The organism is Pseudomonas sp. AN3A02, from assembly GCF_011765255.1.
GTDB lineage: Bacteria > Pseudomonadota > Gammaproteobacteria > Pseudomonadales > Pseudomonadaceae > Aquipseudomonas.
Genome location: NZ_JAARNI010000001.1, coordinates 1,800,259 through 1,816,018 on the forward strand (window position 1 = coordinate 1,800,259; position 15,760 = coordinate 1,816,018).

The 15,760-nt window shown below is 57.1% G+C and carries 14 protein-coding genes and 1 pseudogene; 7 read left to right on the forward strand and 8 right to left on the reverse strand.

The genetic code is table 11. The features are described from left to right. The first annotated feature begins 143 nt into the window (after window positions 1-143). From HBJ59_RS08295 to solA, 6 genes and pseudogenes are all read left to right on the forward strand, one after another. Window positions 144-1,511 carry a VOC family protein gene (locus tag HBJ59_RS08295; protein WP_167663231.1) on the forward strand — a complete coding sequence of 456 codons (1,368 nt, stop codon included), beginning with the start codon at window positions 144-146 and terminating at the stop codon, window positions 1,509-1,511. A gap of 302 nt (window positions 1,512-1,813) precedes the next feature. Beyond that, window positions 1,814-2,617: a pyrroline-5-carboxylate reductase gene (locus HBJ59_RS08300; RefSeq protein ID WP_076016975.1), complete on the forward strand. Its 804-nt coding sequence runs from the start codon at window positions 1,814-1,816 to the stop codon at window positions 2,615-2,617. Window positions 2,618-2,619: 2 nt separating this feature from the next. Beyond that, window positions 2,620-3,483: a methyltransferase gene (locus HBJ59_RS08305; RefSeq protein WP_076016974.1), complete on the forward strand. Its 864-nt coding sequence runs from the start codon at window positions 2,620-2,622 to the stop codon at window positions 3,481-3,483. A 43-nt stretch (window positions 3,484-3,526) separates the two neighbouring features. Beyond that, window positions 3,527-3,919: pseudogene (locus HBJ59_RS31995) on the forward strand (EamA family transporter); the annotation flags it as partial. A 188-nt stretch (window positions 3,920-4,107) separates the two neighbouring features. Then, the gene (locus HBJ59_RS31430; protein ID WP_256576959.1) at window positions 4,108-4,359 is read left to right on the forward strand and encodes a hypothetical protein; all 252 of its coding nucleotides are present in this window, start codon (window positions 4,108-4,110) and stop codon (window positions 4,357-4,359) included. Window positions 4,360-4,398: 39 nt separating this feature from the next. Next, entirely contained in the window at window positions 4,399-5,556 is a 1,158-nt protein-coding gene (gene solA, locus HBJ59_RS08315) for an N-methyl-L-tryptophan oxidase (RefSeq protein ID WP_076016972.1), read from the forward strand. A gap of 74 nt (window positions 5,557-5,630) precedes the next feature. Here solA and HBJ59_RS08320 read toward each other — a convergent pair whose 3' ends face one another. Next, entirely contained in the window at window positions 5,631-5,852 is a 222-nt protein-coding gene (locus tag HBJ59_RS08320) for a DUF465 domain-containing protein (protein WP_076017144.1), read from the reverse strand. Between the two features lie 189 nt (window positions 5,853-6,041). Between HBJ59_RS08320 and tkt the strand changes: the two genes are divergently transcribed. Beyond that, entirely contained in the window at window positions 6,042-8,102 is a 2,061-nt protein-coding gene (tkt, locus tag HBJ59_RS08325) for a transketolase (protein WP_167663233.1), read from the forward strand. A gap of 61 nt (window positions 8,103-8,163) precedes the next feature. Here tkt and HBJ59_RS08330 read toward each other — a convergent pair whose 3' ends face one another. The 7 genes from HBJ59_RS08330 to HBJ59_RS08360 form a co-directional block, all read right to left on the reverse strand. Then, complete coding sequence (locus HBJ59_RS08330) at window positions 8,164-8,925, reverse strand: SDR family oxidoreductase (RefSeq protein ID WP_167663234.1); 762 nt, start codon at window positions 8,923-8,925, stop codon at window positions 8,164-8,166. Window positions 8,926-8,968: 43 nt separating this feature from the next. After that, a complete protein-coding gene (locus tag HBJ59_RS08335; RefSeq protein ID WP_167663235.1) occupies window positions 8,969-9,796 on the reverse strand; it encodes a DMT family transporter in 828 nt (275 codons plus the stop codon). A 75-nt stretch (window positions 9,797-9,871) separates the two neighbouring features. After that, on the reverse strand, window positions 9,872-10,777 hold the full coding sequence (gcvA, locus tag HBJ59_RS08340) for a transcriptional regulator GcvA (protein WP_167663236.1): 906 nt from the start codon (window positions 10,775-10,777) through the stop codon (window positions 9,872-9,874). Between the two features lie 82 nt (window positions 10,778-10,859). Continuing rightward, window positions 10,860-11,228, reverse strand: coding sequence for an SMI1/KNR4 family protein (locus tag HBJ59_RS08345; RefSeq protein ID WP_076016967.1), 369 nt, complete (start codon window positions 11,226-11,228; stop codon window positions 10,860-10,862). 46 nt (window positions 11,229-11,274) lie between these two features. Continuing rightward, entirely contained in the window at window positions 11,275-12,108 is an 834-nt protein-coding gene (locus HBJ59_RS08350) for a suppressor of fused domain protein (protein ID WP_167663237.1), read from the reverse strand. Between the two features lie 60 nt (window positions 12,109-12,168). Continuing rightward, on the reverse strand, window positions 12,169-14,226 hold the full coding sequence (locus tag HBJ59_RS08355) for a methyl-accepting chemotaxis protein (protein ID WP_167663238.1): 2,058 nt from the start codon (window positions 14,224-14,226) through the stop codon (window positions 12,169-12,171). Window positions 14,227-14,508: 282 nt separating this feature from the next. After that, window positions 14,509-15,732, reverse strand: a complete 1,224-nt coding sequence (locus tag HBJ59_RS08360) for a DUF1444 family protein (protein WP_167663239.1) — start codon at window positions 15,730-15,732, stop codon at window positions 14,509-14,511. Between the last annotated feature and the right edge of the window lie 28 nt (window positions 15,733-15,760).

Here is a 15,760-nt window from a genome sequence, read left to right on the forward strand (position 1 = left end):
TGAGATGCACGTGAAGCTAATAACATCCAGCTCATTCATTTGCAGAATGAAGTCCAGAGGAATCTTCGTTTGCAAGGCCATGGCGGGCCCAACAAAATCAGGCAACCATGTAGTTCACCTCGACAGCCGCCAGGAATTTTTCTATGCCCACCGCCCGCCATGTCAGCCCTGACGACATTCGCAAAGGCTTCTCCAAAGCCATGTCCGACATGTACCGCGATGAAGTGCCGCTGTACGGCGCATTGATGGAACTGGTGGCCGAGACCAATGCCCGCGTGCTCAACACCGACGCCGGGCTGGCGCACCAACTGCAGCGCACCGGGGAAATCCAGCGCCTGGACATGGAGCGCCACGGCGCCATCCGCCTGGGCACCGCCGAAGAACTGGCGACCATCAGCCGCCTGTTTGCGGTGATGGGCATGCAGCCCGTGGGCTATTACGACCTCACGCCCGCCGGAGTACCGGTGCACTCCACAGCCTTTCGCGCCGTGCATGAAAGCGCGCTGCAAACCAGCCCGTTCCGGGTGTTCACTTCCCTGCTGCGTCTGGAACTGATCGAAAATCCTGAACTGCGCGCATTCGCCGAGTCAGCCTTGGCCAAACGCTCGATCTTCACGCCGCGCGCCCTTGAGCTGATCCAACAAGCGGAAGCCGACGGCGGCCTCGACGCCACCCACGCCGACGCGTTTATCCAGCAAGCCCTGGAAACCTTCAGCTGGCACCACACCGCCACCGTCACCGCCGAGCAATACCAGCAACTGAGCGACCAGCACCGGCTGATCGCCGACGTGGTGGCCTTCAAGGGCCCGCACATCAACCACCTGACGCCGCGCACCCTGGACATCGACCAGGTGCAGGCCGCGATGCCCGGCAAAGGCATTACCCCCAAGGCCGTGATCGAAGGCCCGCCCCGCCGCCAGTGCCCGATCCTGCTGCGCCAGACCAGCTTCAAGGCACTCGACGAGGCAATCGCCTTTACCGATGCCAAAGGCAGCCACAGCGCACGATTCGGCGAAATCGAACAACGTGGCGTGGCGCTGACGCCCAAAGGCCGTGCGCTGTATGACCAACTGCTGAATGCTGCACGGGATGAATTGGGCGCGTTTCCGAATGAGGCCAATGCCCGGCGCTACACCGAATTGATAGAGCAACACTTCCAGGCGTTTCCCGACAATCACCGCGAGATGCGTGAGCAGGAGCTGGCGTACTTCCGCTATTTCGTGACCGAGAAAGGTTTGGCCGCCCAGGACAAGGTTAAAACCCTGGACGAACTGATCGGCGCCGGCCACGTGGACGTAGAACCGCTGGTGTACGAGGATTTTCTGCCGGTGAGTGCGGCGGGGATTTTCCAGTCGAACCTGGGAGATGCAGCGCAGAGTCACTACGCGGCCAACTCCAACCAGGCCGAGTTTGAAAAAGCCCTGGGCCGCCAGACGATTGATGAGCTGAAGTTATACGGAGAAACCCAGCAGCGCTCGATTGACGAATGCACCCGCGCGCTGCTGGCTTGAAAGAGAGAGTTCGCCCGGCCACAGCGCATTCCATGCGCCGTCTAAGAGCCCCAGTGCCGGGCGAACGATTGGCATGATAGGCAGCGGCGGTGCCGCTGTCTTTCAGGCAATTCTGAACAAATGTGGAAATGCAATGCAACGACGGTAATTGCTTTCGCACGACCTACTTAAAAATGAACGGAAAGGGACTACGCCGATTTAGGAAGCCTATGGTTTGATATAAGCCCACATTGATACGATGCTGAAACTGTTCAAGACCAAAACAACGCAAAGCGCAAAGCGCCTGAGAAGTTGGAGGTTTTATGACAGTAACACATAATATCGTCATCGTCGGAGCCGGGCATATGGGCATAGCCATATTCCTTGGATTGAAACAATCAAATCTTGAAACTTCTATACTCATCATCGAGTCTAACAGGCTCCTTCGAAGCAATCTTGTACGTGCAGGGATAAACGCACATGAAAAAATTCCGAAACTAACAGGTTATGAAACTTTAATACTCGCCATCCCGCCCCAGGCATTTTCAGAATTTTCGAAAACCTGCAATTCAGTTCAAAACCATTCAGGACTAATTATTTCCGTGATGGCGGGAATAAAATTATTCGAACTACACAAAACCTTGAGCGCAACACAACTTTGTCGAGCCATGCCAAACATCCCTTGCGCAGTGGCCGAAGGCATTACAGTGCTTTGCTATGCACCGAACCTTAGTAAAGAAAATCGCGAGATCGCTCAACGTCTATTCTCCGGGATAGGTAAATTTCTGCTCGCGGAAGAAGAACTCTTCGATAGCGCGACAGCATTAGTCGGCGGAGGCCCCGCTTACGTTGCCTACTTTGCCAATTCACTACGTGAATACGCTATCTTTTCTGGCTTCAACGAAAATAGTGCGCATCAGATCGTTAATCAACTCCTCCGAGGTACTAGTGCCTTATTGGTTGAAAGCGCGGATCTACCTTTGGATCTGTGTAAAAAAGTGATGACTGCTAAAGGCACCACAGAGCGGGCAATCCAATTTTTTGATGAGCATCAAATGAACACAATCATTGTTGATGGCCTAAAGCAGGCTAGCCAACGCGCGAAGTTATTAGGCGAAGGGAGATAGACATGCTGGGACTAATCGATCATGGCGCCCCTGGATGGCCAAACTCAGTAGGTGATTCATGCTATTCGCACAACCAAGATGAAACGTATGAAACTTACTTCGGCCTAGGGCAAAGTTTAGAACTAATTCATACCCCTCAGATTTTCAATGTAAGTCTCGCAGGATTAAGACTGGGCAGCTATTTAGTCCGCACATCAGATCACTTGACACTGAACAGTAGCTTTCTGGATATGGGGACAGGAAGTGGCATACACGCACTTCTAATGAGAAAGCTGGGCAATGAACACGTTACAGCTACCGACATATCTAAAAGCTCAATTAAACAAGCGAAAACCCATGAATCAATAAACTTCACAGATGAGAAAATATCTTTCCATGTGAGCGATCTATTCGAAAGCATACCGAAGGATAGATTTCACACAATCCTCTTCAATCCGCCGGGATGGCGGACACCTTCCAACTCCCTGCTTGATGAATTGAGAAGTATAAAACAACAAGGACAAATCCCTACACGCGCGATGTTTTATGGTGACGAAGTAGTTACTCGCTTTCTTGATGAGCTCCCCGCACATCTCAGCAAAACGGGACGAGCCATTATAGGGCTGAACTCACTAGTAGGCATACGCGACATATTAAAGAGATATCACGAAAAGCATCAGGGTGTTCCACCGCTGAGCTATAAGCTAATAGAACGACATACATTCCCTTTACTTTACTATTCAGCCCAATGGCGGATGATGAGCCATGCCTTGAAGGATGAATTTGAAAATTGGCGAAAAAAAGACTTAGCAGCTTACTCCACAGATCAGCATGGGAATATCTACTGGTCGTATGAAATTGTCGAATTCTTTCATCGTAAAGTATGAAAAAATGATAAGTCACCCATCACGCCAGTCAGAGAACCATGCGATGGCAATCTGTTTGGGCATAGGAGCCAACATTCTTTTAGGCGCATCTTCTCTTTACTGGCGCGAGCTAAGCGACGTATCACCTCAAACACTTGTAGCTTATCGAATTATACTTTCACTAGTCTTATTGTCACTTATTGTTTATTTGAAGGAAGGCCTATATGAAATTAGAAAAACCAAAATAGAAGCACTAGCCTCACAATGTATAGCCTCCTTATTAGTGGCTGCCAACTGGACAGCATTCATATGGGCCTCTGTAAACGGTTACATCTTAGAAAGCGGATTTGGCTACCTGCTTGCTCCGCTCGTATCAATCGCCATAGGTGTCTTTTGTTATCGAGAAACCCTCCGAAAGACGCAGGTATTATCTATCATAATAGCGCTCTGCTCGTCCGCACTACTTATCCTCTACAGCGACGAACTCAACCATTGGACATACATAGTAATTGCCACGACCTGGGGAGCATACACCTGCTTTAAAAAAACGACACCTTTAAACGCAATAAACGGATTATTTATCGAAACTGCGTTTTTGAGCACATGTCTAATTTTCATTATTATGATATATGACTGGACACCCGCGTGGCCAAACGAACTATCAACTCAATCAAGCTTTATAATCTGGCTGGCTGGCGCAGTATCGATTGTACCTCTTATAATGTTCTCATCAGCGACAAGAAAAATACCACTATCCATGATGGGATTTTTTCAGTTCGTACTACCAACCACCCAACTAACAGTCGCTTTGCTATTTTACAAACAATCAATATCCACAAACTCCTTGATTTTATTCGTCGCGACGATAGGCGCACTAGCACTCCTACTGCTTTATGAACTAATAATCAGCTTAATTCGACCAGAGAGGCTGACCAAATGAAAAACAACTATGACGTTGTGGTAATCGGCCTCGGAATTGTTGGCGCAGCTACGCTTTGGAGATTGGCACCAAACTGTAAAAGAGTGTTGGGAATTGAAGCGGCCGGCCCTACACATTGCTATGGATCATCCCATGGAGGATCAAGAATTTTTCGCAGAGCATACTGGGAAGGTGAAAAATACCTTCCCTTATTGAACCGAGCGGACGATCTGTGGCGTGAGCTTGACCTATACGGAGATAGGCAGCTTCTCTTTCCCACGGGAGGCGTATTCATCGGACCCGAGTCGAGCCGTGTAGTAGCAGGGAGCATTGAAACCGCCCGGAAAGGAGGAATAGAGCACGAGCTCTGGAACACATCGAAAATCCGGCACAATCTTCCAGCATATAACGCCCCTGATGAGATGCGAGCCGTTTATGAGCCCGGCGCCTATGCCATATCTGCGAGCGACGCGAGACTCGGTATGTTGAATGAAGCAGTTCGTCAGGGTGCAGTCACGTTGTTCGGCGAAAGCGTCACCACCCTTGAGAACTTGGAATCAGGAGTGCGCTTGAGGACCAGAAATGGTCACACCTACACCGCTGGGGCGGTAATTATTACCACAGGGCCATGGATCGCTGATCACCTGATGCCGGAACTCAAGACTTACCTGGAACCGCGCCAAGTACCTGTTTACTGGTTCACCCCGAAGAACGGTTCGGAACACCTTTTCTCTCATAAAAATTTTCCAGTATTCCTTTACGAACTCCCGGATGGAGGACTGCTTTACGGCGTTCCGTCGATAAACAGCAGTGAACCTGGCGTAAAAATCGGTTTTCACAACCGGCAACAAAACCCCTCTATTCCTGCCTGGAAGACGGTCCCTGTATCGCCAAAATCTATTGAAGAAATTTCTGCTGCTGTAGCAGCAATATTTCCTAACCTTGATTGTTCGCGGGTGCGAGCGAGGAACTGCTTCTACACAGTGAGCCATGATGAGTCTTTTCTACTAGGCCCTTCCACGAGGCTGAGCTCAGTGTATTTCGCATCTGCGTGCTCAGGGCATGGATTCAAATTTGCACCGGCTATAGGCGACGCATTAGCAAACTTGGCATGCGGGAGCCAGACGAAGATTTCTATTTCGGCTTTTTCTCCGTCAAGATTTGAGGATCATTAGCTCTCGCTTAAACTTATATATGTGTCGAGCGAGCGGTTGCTCGCTCGAGACCTTCGCTTAAGGCGTGTCGCTGATCACAAAAGCTTGGCGATCTCATCTTTAACCAACAAGCGCTTCTCCTTCAATTTCTTCAGCTCATCATCGCTGCCTGCGGCCTTCTCAGCGCTAAGCACCAGCTCATCGACAGTTTTATATCTATCAAACAGCGCGTTCAAATGAGGGTCCTTGGCTCTGCGCCCGTCGACAGCTTCCTTGCTCAAACCCAAGTCCTGATACAGGTCGTGTTTCACTGGCATGGAGTACCTCCGCAAGTTGATCAATGACTGAATGCCCCTTGAAGCTAGCCCATCCGATGGGCTCTTGTCATGTTTGAGATCAACCTGCCGCGTTTGCGTCCCCGTTCGTCGCTGGGCAGACGATTTCATAAAACCTTTGGTCCACCCTGCCCTCCACTGTAGATCGTCACCCGATGGAGAACAGGTTCCATGAATCACGCTGCCAACGCTGTCGACACCCAGTGCATCAACACCATTCGTACCCTCGCCATGGACGCCGTGCAGAAGGCCAACTCCGGCCACCCCGGTACGCCCATGGGCCTGGCGCCCGTCGGTTACACCTTGTGGAGCCGATTCCTGCGTTATCACCCCGAGCACCCCGACTGGCCTAACCGTGACCGTTTCGTGTTGTCGGTGGGCCATGCCTCGATGCTGTTGTATTCGCTGTTGCACCTGGCGGGCGTGGTGGAGATTGACGCCCACGGCAAGCGCTCCGGCCAGCCGGCCATCAGCCTGGACGACATCAAGCAGTTCCGGCAGATGAGCTCAAAAACTCCTGGCCACCCTGAATACCGCATGACCACGGGGGTAGAAACCACCACTGGGCCCCTGGGTCAGGGTTGCGCCAACAGCGTCGGCATGGCGATGGCCGAGCGTTGGCTGGCCAAGCGTTTCAACCGTGACGACCAGGTGCTGTTCGACTACAACGTCTACACCCTGTGCGGCGACGGCGACATGATGGAAGGTATCAGCAGCGAGGCCGCGTCCATCGCCGGGCACTTGAAGCTGGATAACCTGTGCTGGATCTACGATAACAACACCATCAGCATCGAAGGTCATACCGAACTGGCCTTCAGCGAAGACGTGATCAAGCGTTTCCAGGCCTATGGCTGGCACACCTTGCACGTCACCGATGCGAACAACCTGCTGGCCTTGAGCGACGCCCTGAGCACCTTCCAGAAAAACACCGGGGCACCGACGCTGATCGTGGTCGACAGCGTGATCGGCTATGGCTCGCCTCACAAGCACAACACCGCGTCAGCCCATGGCGAACCCTTGGGCGATGAAGAAATCCGTCTGACCAAAGCCGCTTACGGCTGGCCTGAAGACTCAAGCTTCCTGGTACCGGATGAAGCGCGCACGGTCCTGCGGGATGCGCTGCTTAAACGCAGCAAGCCGCTGTATGAGCAATGGACTGAAACCCTGTCCCATCTGGAACGGTACGAGCCGGAACTGGCCGATGAGCTGCGCCGCATGCGTGCCGGCGAGATGCCCGAGCATTGGCAGGAGCAACTGCCAAACTTTGCCGCGGATGCCAAGGGCGTCGCCAGCCGTGCCGCCGGTGGCGAGGTGTTGAATGCGTTTGCGAAACAGATCCCGTGGCTGCTGGGAGGCTCGGCAGACTTGTCGCCGTCCACCAAGACCAACCTGACGTTCGACGACGCCGGGCGCTTCAGCGCCGAGAACTACGGCGGGCGCAACCTGCACTTCGGTATTCGTGAACATGCGATGGGCGCGATTGCCAACGGCATGGCGCTGTCGTACCTGCGGCCGTATACCTCGACCTTCCTGGTGTTCAGCGATTACATGAAGCCGCCGATTCGCCTCGCGGCAATCATGGAGTTGCCGGTGGTTTTCGTGTTTACCCATGACTCGATTGGTGTCGGCGAAGACGGTCCCACTCACCAGCCCATCGAACACCTGACCCAACTGCGGGCCACCCCGGGCTTGTTGACCCTGCGCCCAGGCGACGCAAATGAAACCCTGGAGGCCTGGAAGATCGCCCTGGCCCAGACCCACCGGCCGACCTGCGTGGTGCTGTCGCGGCAGAATCTGCCGACCCTGGATCGCACGAAATACGCCGCAGCCTCGGGCACGTCCCGTGGTGCTTATGTGCTGGCCGGCGCCGAGAAGCCACAGGTGATCCTGATGGCCACCGGCAGTGAAGTCAGCCTGGCCGTGGATGCCTATGAGCAACTGAAGTCTGAAGGCGTGGCGGCACAAGTGGTGTCGATGCCGAGCTGGGAACTGTTCGAAGAACAGGACCAGGCCTACCGCGACAGCGTGCTACCGCCAACGGTGAAGGCACGCCTGGTGGTGGAACAGGCCGGCCCGTTGGGTTGGGATCGCTACGTAGGGCAGACCGGGGCCAAGGTGGTGATGAACAGCTTTGGCGCATCGGCGCCGTTGGCCAAGTTGCAGGCCCAGTTCGGCTTTACCCTGGAGAATGTGGTGAAGCTGGCGAAGGAGCAGATCAAACTCAACAGCTGACCGTGCGCAAGCATGCCTGGCGTGGCCTACCGAAGGAAGCCTCGGTGCCACGCCCTGCTGCTCATTTGCCGCCGGTGACATCCAGGAACGTGCCGGTGATGAAGGATGCCTCGGCGCCTGCCAACCACAGGATCGCCCTGGCCACCTCTTCAGGCTGACCACCGCGCCCCATGGGGATCGAATCCTTGACGCGGTCAACCCGCCCCGGCTCTCCGCCGCTGGCGTGAATATCGGTGTAGATATGCCCGGGGCGGATGCAGTTGACGCGTATTCCCTCCCGGGCAACTTCCTTGGCAAAGCCGATGGTGAAGGTCTCAAGCGCGCCTTTCGATGCAGCGTAGTCGACGTATTCGTTGGGGCTGCCAAGCCGGGCGGATGCCGACGAGATATTGATCACAGAACCGCCCCGCCCATCATGACGAAACGACATGCGCTTCACCGCTTGCTGGGCACACAGCATCGGCCCGATCGCGTTGACCGCGAAAATCCGCTGCATGCGCTCGAACGCCAGGTCCTCGACCCGGGACTGCAACGCGTTGATCCCGGCGTTGTTAACCAGTACATCAATGCGCCCGAACGCCCGATCTATCGCAGCAAATAACTGAACGACCTGCTCCGGGTCTGCGCTGTCTGCACGCACGGCCAACGCCCGGCGCCCCGCTGCTTCTACATCCGCCACTACCGCGAGGGCAGCAGACTCGTCGGAAACGAAGCTGATCGCCACGTCATAACCTTGTGCGGCAGCCAGCCGCGCGGTGGCGGCGCCAACGCCACGACTTCCACCCGTTATCAGAATCAGCGGTGCCTGCGAGACGGTATCCATTGAGCGAACCTTCATGTGGTGGTGGGAAATGCGTGACCTGTTCTCAGCCGATGAGCATGGTGCCGGTGGCAATCACTACACACGCCAGCACCTTGCGCACCGTCAATGCCTCGCCGAGGAACAAATAGCCAATCAGCGCCGCGAACAACACGCTGGTTTCGCGCAGGGCCGACACCGCCCCCATCGGCGCACCGGCCATGGCATAGATGATGATTCCGTAGGCCAGGAGCGACACCAGCCCACCGCCCAGCGCCGTGAAGAACCCGGGCCGCACGCTGAACAAACTCTTTGCCCCACGCAGGCCGATATAGACCGCCGGCATCAACACGCCCCACAGGGCGCACATCCAGACCGTGTAGGCCATCGGGGCACCGGACAGGCGTGCGCCTATGCCATCGGTGACGCTATAGGCGGCAATGAAACACCCGGTGCCCAGGGCGTAGGGCAGGCTGGGCACGGCCACGCGGCGGCCCCTGAACGCCAGTGAAATAATCCCGCCAGACACCAGGGCAATGCCCAGCAGCGAGCTGGCCGAAACGCTCTCCCCGGCAAACACTGCGGCGCCAAGGGTGATCAGGACCGGCGAGGAGCCCCGTGAAATCGGATAGGTTTGCCCCAGGTCGCCCACCTTGTAGCTGCGCACCAGGAACAGGTTGTAGCCAACATGCAGCACCGCTGACAGCACCACATAAAACCAACTGGCTGACGCGGGCGGCTCCAGGAACAAAGCGATTGCGCCACTGGCGATGGCAACTGCCAGGCACATCACCGTCATCGACCAGAGCCGGTCGGCTCCGCCACGCAGCAGCGCATTCCAACTGGCGTGCAGTAAGGCGGCGAACAGGACCAGGAGAATGATGTGATAAGGCATGCGCCAATCCTAAGCAAACCGGCGCGTTAACTGAAACGAAGTCTCCTCATTTGAGAATGAGCAAATCCTCATGCCTCATTCGTAAGCCAGCCCGGCGTTTACGGCCTCCTGCATCAGCCATTCACGAAAGCTGACGATGTGCGGGCGGGTTTCGAGACCCTTGGGGCACACAAAGTAATAGGCAACCGGGGACGGGAACGGCACATCGAACAGCTTGATCAGGCTGCCATCACTCAGTTCTGATTCCACATGCCCACTGCGTGCCAACGCGATGCCCTGGCCGAGCAAGGCGGCCTCGATCGTCATGTTGGTGTCCGCAAACCTGACGCTCTCCTTGAGCGGCGAAATCCCCAGGCCCACGTGTTGAAACCAGACTTCCCATTTCGGTACCAGGTCGGCACCGTCTCGCGTCAGCAAAGGATAGCGCAGCAACTCGGCCGGCGTGCGCGGCATGCCAAAACGGTTCAGAAGATCGGCGCTCGCCACCGGAAAAATCTGCTCCCGGAACAGGAACTCCGAGTACAGAGCCGGGTAATTTCCGTTGCCGAAGCGGATCGCCACGTCAGCCTCCGCGCTGGAGAAGTTGATGGCTTTGTCACTGGAGTCCAGCGAGACCAATATTTCCGGGTGTCGCTGGGCCAGGCTCGGCAGCCGGGGCAGCAGCCATTTCAGCGCGAAGGAATAGGTGGTGCTGACCTTGAGCCGGACCCTGCCCTTTTGCTCCCGCAGGTCGGCGAGTGTAGCCTCAAGGTTCATGAAGAACTCACGCACGATGGGCGCAAGGGCCGCGCCGGCAGGCGTCAGGCTGAGTGACTTGCCCCGCTGGAACAGCTGCAATCCCCAGAGTTCTTCGAGGTGCTTGAGTTGATGGCTGACGGCACTTTGAGTGACGTGCAGCTCTTCTGAAGCCGAGGTGAAGGTTGCGTGACGCGTGGCAACCTCAAAGGCGCGCAATGTAGAGGTAGGCGGCAGGTCTCTCATGGCATTGCTTCCCGGACGGGCAGTCCTTTATGAGTTAAAACTCATGATAGAGCATTCCATTCCCCCGTCGAAAGCTGCGCGCTTATTCACCTGCCAAACACACCTGCTGGAACCACGCCGAGAAATTCGGCCAGCGCTCATTCGTCGGGCCATTGTGCGACCAATACCGAACCTGCCCTGTCTGCGACACGCAGAAGTAGTCGCCGTTTTCTTCAATGAACGGCAGCCACTCCTTTGGCACACCCATTTGGTTCCAGGCGACCTGGGCGATTTCGAACAAGTCGAGATGGCTCGTGCCCGGCAGGATCACAGCCGGTTCGAACGTCGCATTGGCCACATCGCTGCCGCCCTTGAGGAACTCGATGTAGGCCGCAGGGAACGGGAAGTTCAGGTTGCTCGCGGCCTTCTCGATTTCAGCATCGGTTGGAATACGGAACGGATCGGAGGTCATCGAAAAAGTCCCTGGCTCGTCGAATTGGAGCGCGCGTCTTCCGGCCTCATACCACGCTGGCCCGACGAAGGCTGCTGGTGTGCCCGACGCCAGCAGCGTTCAGCCGGCTCACCAGATCTTCCCGTGCTTCGCGGCCACCGGTGCGCACGTATTCCAGCTCGGACGCGGTGATCAATACCACGGGAACCAGCCTGACCGGGGAAAGCGGCATGTCGTCCAGGCGGGTCGGGAAGTCCGGATCAGGGCCGCCCAACAGCACGCCCGTGGCATCGTCCTCGGTCACGAACAGAGGCGGCAGTTGATCGCTCATGTGGTGCGACTTGCTGAACCCGGGCAGCTCCAGGGACAACACACCGTGGCGGTCCAGTTGATGGGTAATGCCGCCGGCGTTCGCAACGGTTTTTGCGACGTGCTCGATCAGCTCAAACGCCCAGCTCTGCTTTAAAGGATCAATCTCCCCTAACACACCACGGGCATGTTCCGGGATATCGGACGTTTCCAGGAACAGCTCCATTTCGAAGCCATTGCCCAACCCCTCGGCGTCATCGAAAGGGTCGGACAGGCCGTCTGTCGCGAGCACGATGGCATGGTCCCGGCGAACCACCCGGTACGCCTGGCGGGTCGACGGCCAATCAGGCCCACCGCTGAAACTCGGGCTGATGATGTACGAGAGCACGTCCCGCTCGACGGTGCCTACCGATTGCCAATGGCGGTCCAGGCATTGCGCACTGGCCATGCAAGCGGCGTGGTTCGCCGCCTCTGCTTCGGTCAGGTCATCGTAATTGAGCTTTTGCGCGGCGGTTTCGGGTGATGCCACGGGCTCGGGCGGCTGGGGCTCAGGCGTGTTCCGTGCCCCGAAGAGCTTCTTGAAGAAATTCATCTGCGTTCCTTGCTGGACTGTAGGGTGCTGAATACCACAGTTTGCCCCGCCAACACACCCTCAACCCAGCTGGAACCGCGCGGTGTTATCGCTCAATGCCCGACTGCCCTTGCTCAACACATCTGCGGCCTGATTCACCGCCCGCGCGCCATCGAGCAAGCGCCCTGCGGCCTGATCAACCTGCTGGATATTGCCGCTCACTTCATCCGCCGTCGCCGCCTGTTCCTCCACCGCCGTGGCGATCTGCGCCAAGGTGTCGGTGACGCTTTGTACCGCGCTGGCGATCTCGCCCAGACGATGACCCAAGCCCGTAACGGACTCGGCGTCGGTTACCGCCTGCTCACACGCCGCGCCCATCAGCGTGACGGCCTGGCTCACTGTCGCACGCAAGCTGTCGACCGTCCCGGCGATCTGCGCCGTGGAGGCCTGGGTGCGTTGGGACAGGCTGCGCACTTCATCGGCCACCACCGCAAACCCCCGGCCCTGTTCGCCGGCCCGTGCGGCCTCGATGGCGGCGTTAAGCGCCAGCAGGTTGGTCTGCTCGGCGATGCCGCGAATGGTGTCGACCACCGACTGGATCTGCTGGCCCTGCTGGCTGACGCGTTCCAATGCATCGGAGGTGTCAGTCAGGCGCTGGTTGAGTTGCTGGATACTGGCGGTGGTGCGTTGGCTGTCGCGGCTGCTGTCCTCGGCAATCTGCCGGGTTTTCTGCGCACTGCCGGAGGCCTGCTCGCAGCTTCTGGCGACGCCCATGGAGGTCGCGGCCAACTGCGTGGCGGCAGCGGCAATCTGGCTGATTTGCTGTTGCTGGTCTTCCACTTCGGTGAGCGTGCTGCCCGATTGCGAATTGAGCGTCAGCACCGCAGAGCCGAGCTGCTGCGTCTCGTGGTTCACTCCCAACAGGCTGGTGCGCAACTGCATCACGGCGACGTTGAGCGCAATACTGATGGCGGCCAGTTCGTCACGCCCTTCCACCGCCACCTCCACACACAGATTGCCGTCACGCAGGGATTCAGCAAGCGTAGTGATGCCGCTGGCGCTGCGGCGGATCGAAGCCTGCAAGCACACGAACAAGTACAGGGCCGCCAACGCCAGCACGCTGAACGTCACCGCCACCGGGATGAATTGCTTGAGCGAGCTGTTTCGGTAGTAACCCAGGCGCGCGTCCAGCGAGGTCAGCGATTGGCTACGCAACGCGCCCAGGGTACCGAGCATGCCGTCGACACTGCGTTCAAAGCCGCTGGTATCGAGCTTGATGGTGCCGCCGAACACTCCCTCGTCCAGGGCTTTCAGCTCGCGGTCCAACAGTTGCACGCTGTCGTCGTATTGCGCGATCCAGGGTTGCAGCCCAGGGTATTGCTTGGCCTTGAGGGACGCGGCAGCCTTGACCAACTGGTCCCTGGCATCGCCGATACGCCCGCGCAAATCACGCATCTGCAAACGGCTTTGCAGGGTGAACTGGCCCGATGCGATGGACGACTGCCCGACGCTCGCCATGCGCCCGATACGTTCGATAAGGTCGGGGGTCTGCTGGGTGGAAATCTGCATCAGCAAATAGGTTTCGAGCCACGGGTCGAGAATCAAACCGGTGTCCATGGTGATCTGCTCGCGCAGGGTTTGCATCGCGCTCAGTGCAGACGTGAAGCGGTCGTAGCCGTCCGGCCACCACCCCACGGTGCGCAGGGCTTGGGAGTCCATGCCGGTGACCGATGCTTTTAGTGCTTCGAAGCGTGCGAGGGTATCAGCGCTGGCGTTCTGGGCTTTCAGAGCCTCACCCAGGGCCTGCACGCTTTGCAGGATCAGCGGGAAATTGGTGTCGACCGCGGTCATTGCGGCTTTGGCGGCGGGCGTCTGATCGTGGAGGATGTCGGCGGCTTTCCAGCGTGCGGCCAGGTTGCGCTGGGCGGTCAGCTGGGCGTCCAGGGCATCCAGGGCCAACAGTTCGCGCACACCGGATTGCTCATTGGAAATCACCGTCTGCTTAGTGCGGTACTCCTGCGCGATCATCCACAAGCTGCCCGCCAGGGGGAGCATGAACAGAAAAAACAGGATCTGGAACTTGCGCGCAAATCCAAAACGTCCGAGCAGGCGGATTCCTGGCGACAAAATACTTTGCATGTCCGACAACTCCTAGAACCACTCGCATCAACCGCGAATCAAGCTTTGAAATGACTGACGGCAAAATGCCATGTCATTGATTAAGCTGGCTCAAGCAAGAAACGGACCGCTGAGGACAGGCCACAGGATAGGCGGGGCGCTGCTCAGAAACCGGAGTGCCGTGCGCGAAAATGGGGCGAAAGCACTCAGTGTCCAGGACGAAACTGTAACCGTGATGCGAGCTGAAAGGCGTGACCGAGTGAATCAATGGCAGGCCGCAAGACCCGCCATAAACAAGCGGCGTCAGCTCAGCACGGTCAACTGGCTCAATTGCTGTTCGGCCGGAAAGCCAACCGTGCGATAGAGAGGCGGGTACACACTGACCGGCGTCAGCAGTTCGCCCAATTTGGACTTAAGCTCGTCCCATTCCACGACATGGACATTCGCGCTCCCGTCATCCTGAATTTCAACAAGCGCGACCCGATCCGTTTTTGGAAGCAGGGTGTCAACGGTTTTGGTCCAACTGCACACCGAAAATGCCTCGCCGTTGCCCCCGGCCAGCTCAAACAGCTGGTAGGTGGCGACGAACACATCGTTTTGTTGCTCGGCATGGATCCTGTCGAGCAGTTCTTTCTGGTCATGGTAGGCGCCGAGCAGCAGTAACTGTTCCAGGCTTGCCAGCCGTGTTTCAACGACGGCGTCCCCGGAGATAAAGGGCACGACCTGTTGATCCTGGTAGGTATAAACCTGGCTAGAAACCACCCGCCCGCTTTCAATCGCCTTGAAGCAGACCTCAACCATATTGCGAATGCCCTGCTCGTCTCTGTCGCCCGTCACCAACAGTACGTCACGGGTCGGGATCATGAACACCGGCAAGCCTTTGATCGGCGCACGCTGCAGCACGTCCGGCAGCAGTACCCGGCTGGTGTCATATCCGTCATTCCAGCGACCGGTGTACACCCCGGGTTCGATTTCTTCGAACGCATCCGGGGTGGCTTCACGCAGATTATCCACGGCAATCGCCAGGGCTTCGTCCATGGTCAACCCCCAGTCCTCCTGCGGCCCCTTCGTCAGGGTAGACGTGGACTCGGGATAGTCGACTGCAAGCAAGGTCACACAGTCTCTACCCAGTGGTTGATAAACCGTTGAATAAGGCGCGTCCCAGCCTAGGGTGCGCGCTTGGTGCAGGCGCACCTCTTCCAGCATCGCGAGATTTCGAATCACCGGGCGCAACAAGGGTCTCACGCGCTCAAAGGTCTGCGGCGCGGTTTGCTTGGCATTGATCAACGTCGAAACGTAGCCGTTCAACACGGAGGGCTTGTGGGCTTTGTCGGCGCTCTGATAGTCACGAAAGGCGTTGTGGAGGTTGAAGTACGCACCATTGTCGTGCAAAAGACGAAACTCACTTGGCCGGTAGTCAAGGGGTCCGCTAAAGCCTGCATCGCGTGCGGCCTTGATGAACAGTTGGGCGAAGCCCTCTTCGGTCACGGGCCGATTGAAGAGTTTGTCGAGCAAGGGGCCGAACATGCGCAGGATCCTCCATGAATGCATGAAT

Excerpts from the sequence above, each read along its gene's own strand:
- tkt (WP_167663233.1), top strand. The coding sequence starts at position 6,042 with ATGAATCACGCTGCCAACGCTGTCGACACCCAGTGCATCAACACCATT.
- HBJ59_RS08300 (WP_076016975.1), top strand. The coding sequence starts at position 1,814 with ATGACAGTAACACATAATATCGTCATCGTCGGAGCCGGGCATATGGGC.
- HBJ59_RS08350 (WP_167663237.1), bottom strand. The coding sequence starts at position 12,108 with ATGAATTTCTTCAAGAAGCTCTTCGGGGCACGGAACACGCCTGAGCCC.
- HBJ59_RS08360 (WP_167663239.1), bottom strand. The coding sequence starts at position 15,732 with ATGTTCGGCCCCTTGCTCGACAAACTCTTCAATCGGCCCGTGACCGAA.
- gcvA (WP_167663236.1), bottom strand. The coding sequence starts at position 10,777 with ATGAGAGACCTGCCGCCTACCTCTACATTGCGCGCCTTTGAGGTTGCC.
- HBJ59_RS08355 (WP_167663238.1), bottom strand. The coding sequence starts at position 14,226 with ATGCAAAGTATTTTGTCGCCAGGAATCCGCCTGCTCGGACGTTTTGGA.
- solA (WP_076016972.1), top strand. The coding sequence starts at position 4,399 with ATGAAAAACAACTATGACGTTGTGGTAATCGGCCTCGGAATTGTTGGC.
- HBJ59_RS08345 (WP_076016967.1), bottom strand. The coding sequence starts at position 11,228 with ATGACCTCCGATCCGTTCCGTATTCCAACCGATGCTGAAATCGAGAAG.
- HBJ59_RS08295 (WP_167663231.1), top strand. The coding sequence starts at position 144 with ATGCCCACCGCCCGCCATGTCAGCCCTGACGACATTCGCAAAGGCTTC.
- HBJ59_RS08320 (WP_076017144.1), bottom strand. The coding sequence starts at position 5,852 with ATGCCAGTGAAACACGACCTGTATCAGGACTTGGGTTTGAGCAAGGAA.
- HBJ59_RS08305 (WP_076016974.1), top strand. The coding sequence starts at position 2,620 with ATGCTGGGACTAATCGATCATGGCGCCCCTGGATGGCCAAACTCAGTA.
- HBJ59_RS08335 (WP_167663235.1), bottom strand. The coding sequence starts at position 9,796 with ATGCCTTATCACATCATTCTCCTGGTCCTGTTCGCCGCCTTACTGCAC.
- HBJ59_RS08330 (WP_167663234.1), bottom strand. The coding sequence starts at position 8,925 with ATGGATACCGTCTCGCAGGCACCGCTGATTCTGATAACGGGTGGAAGT.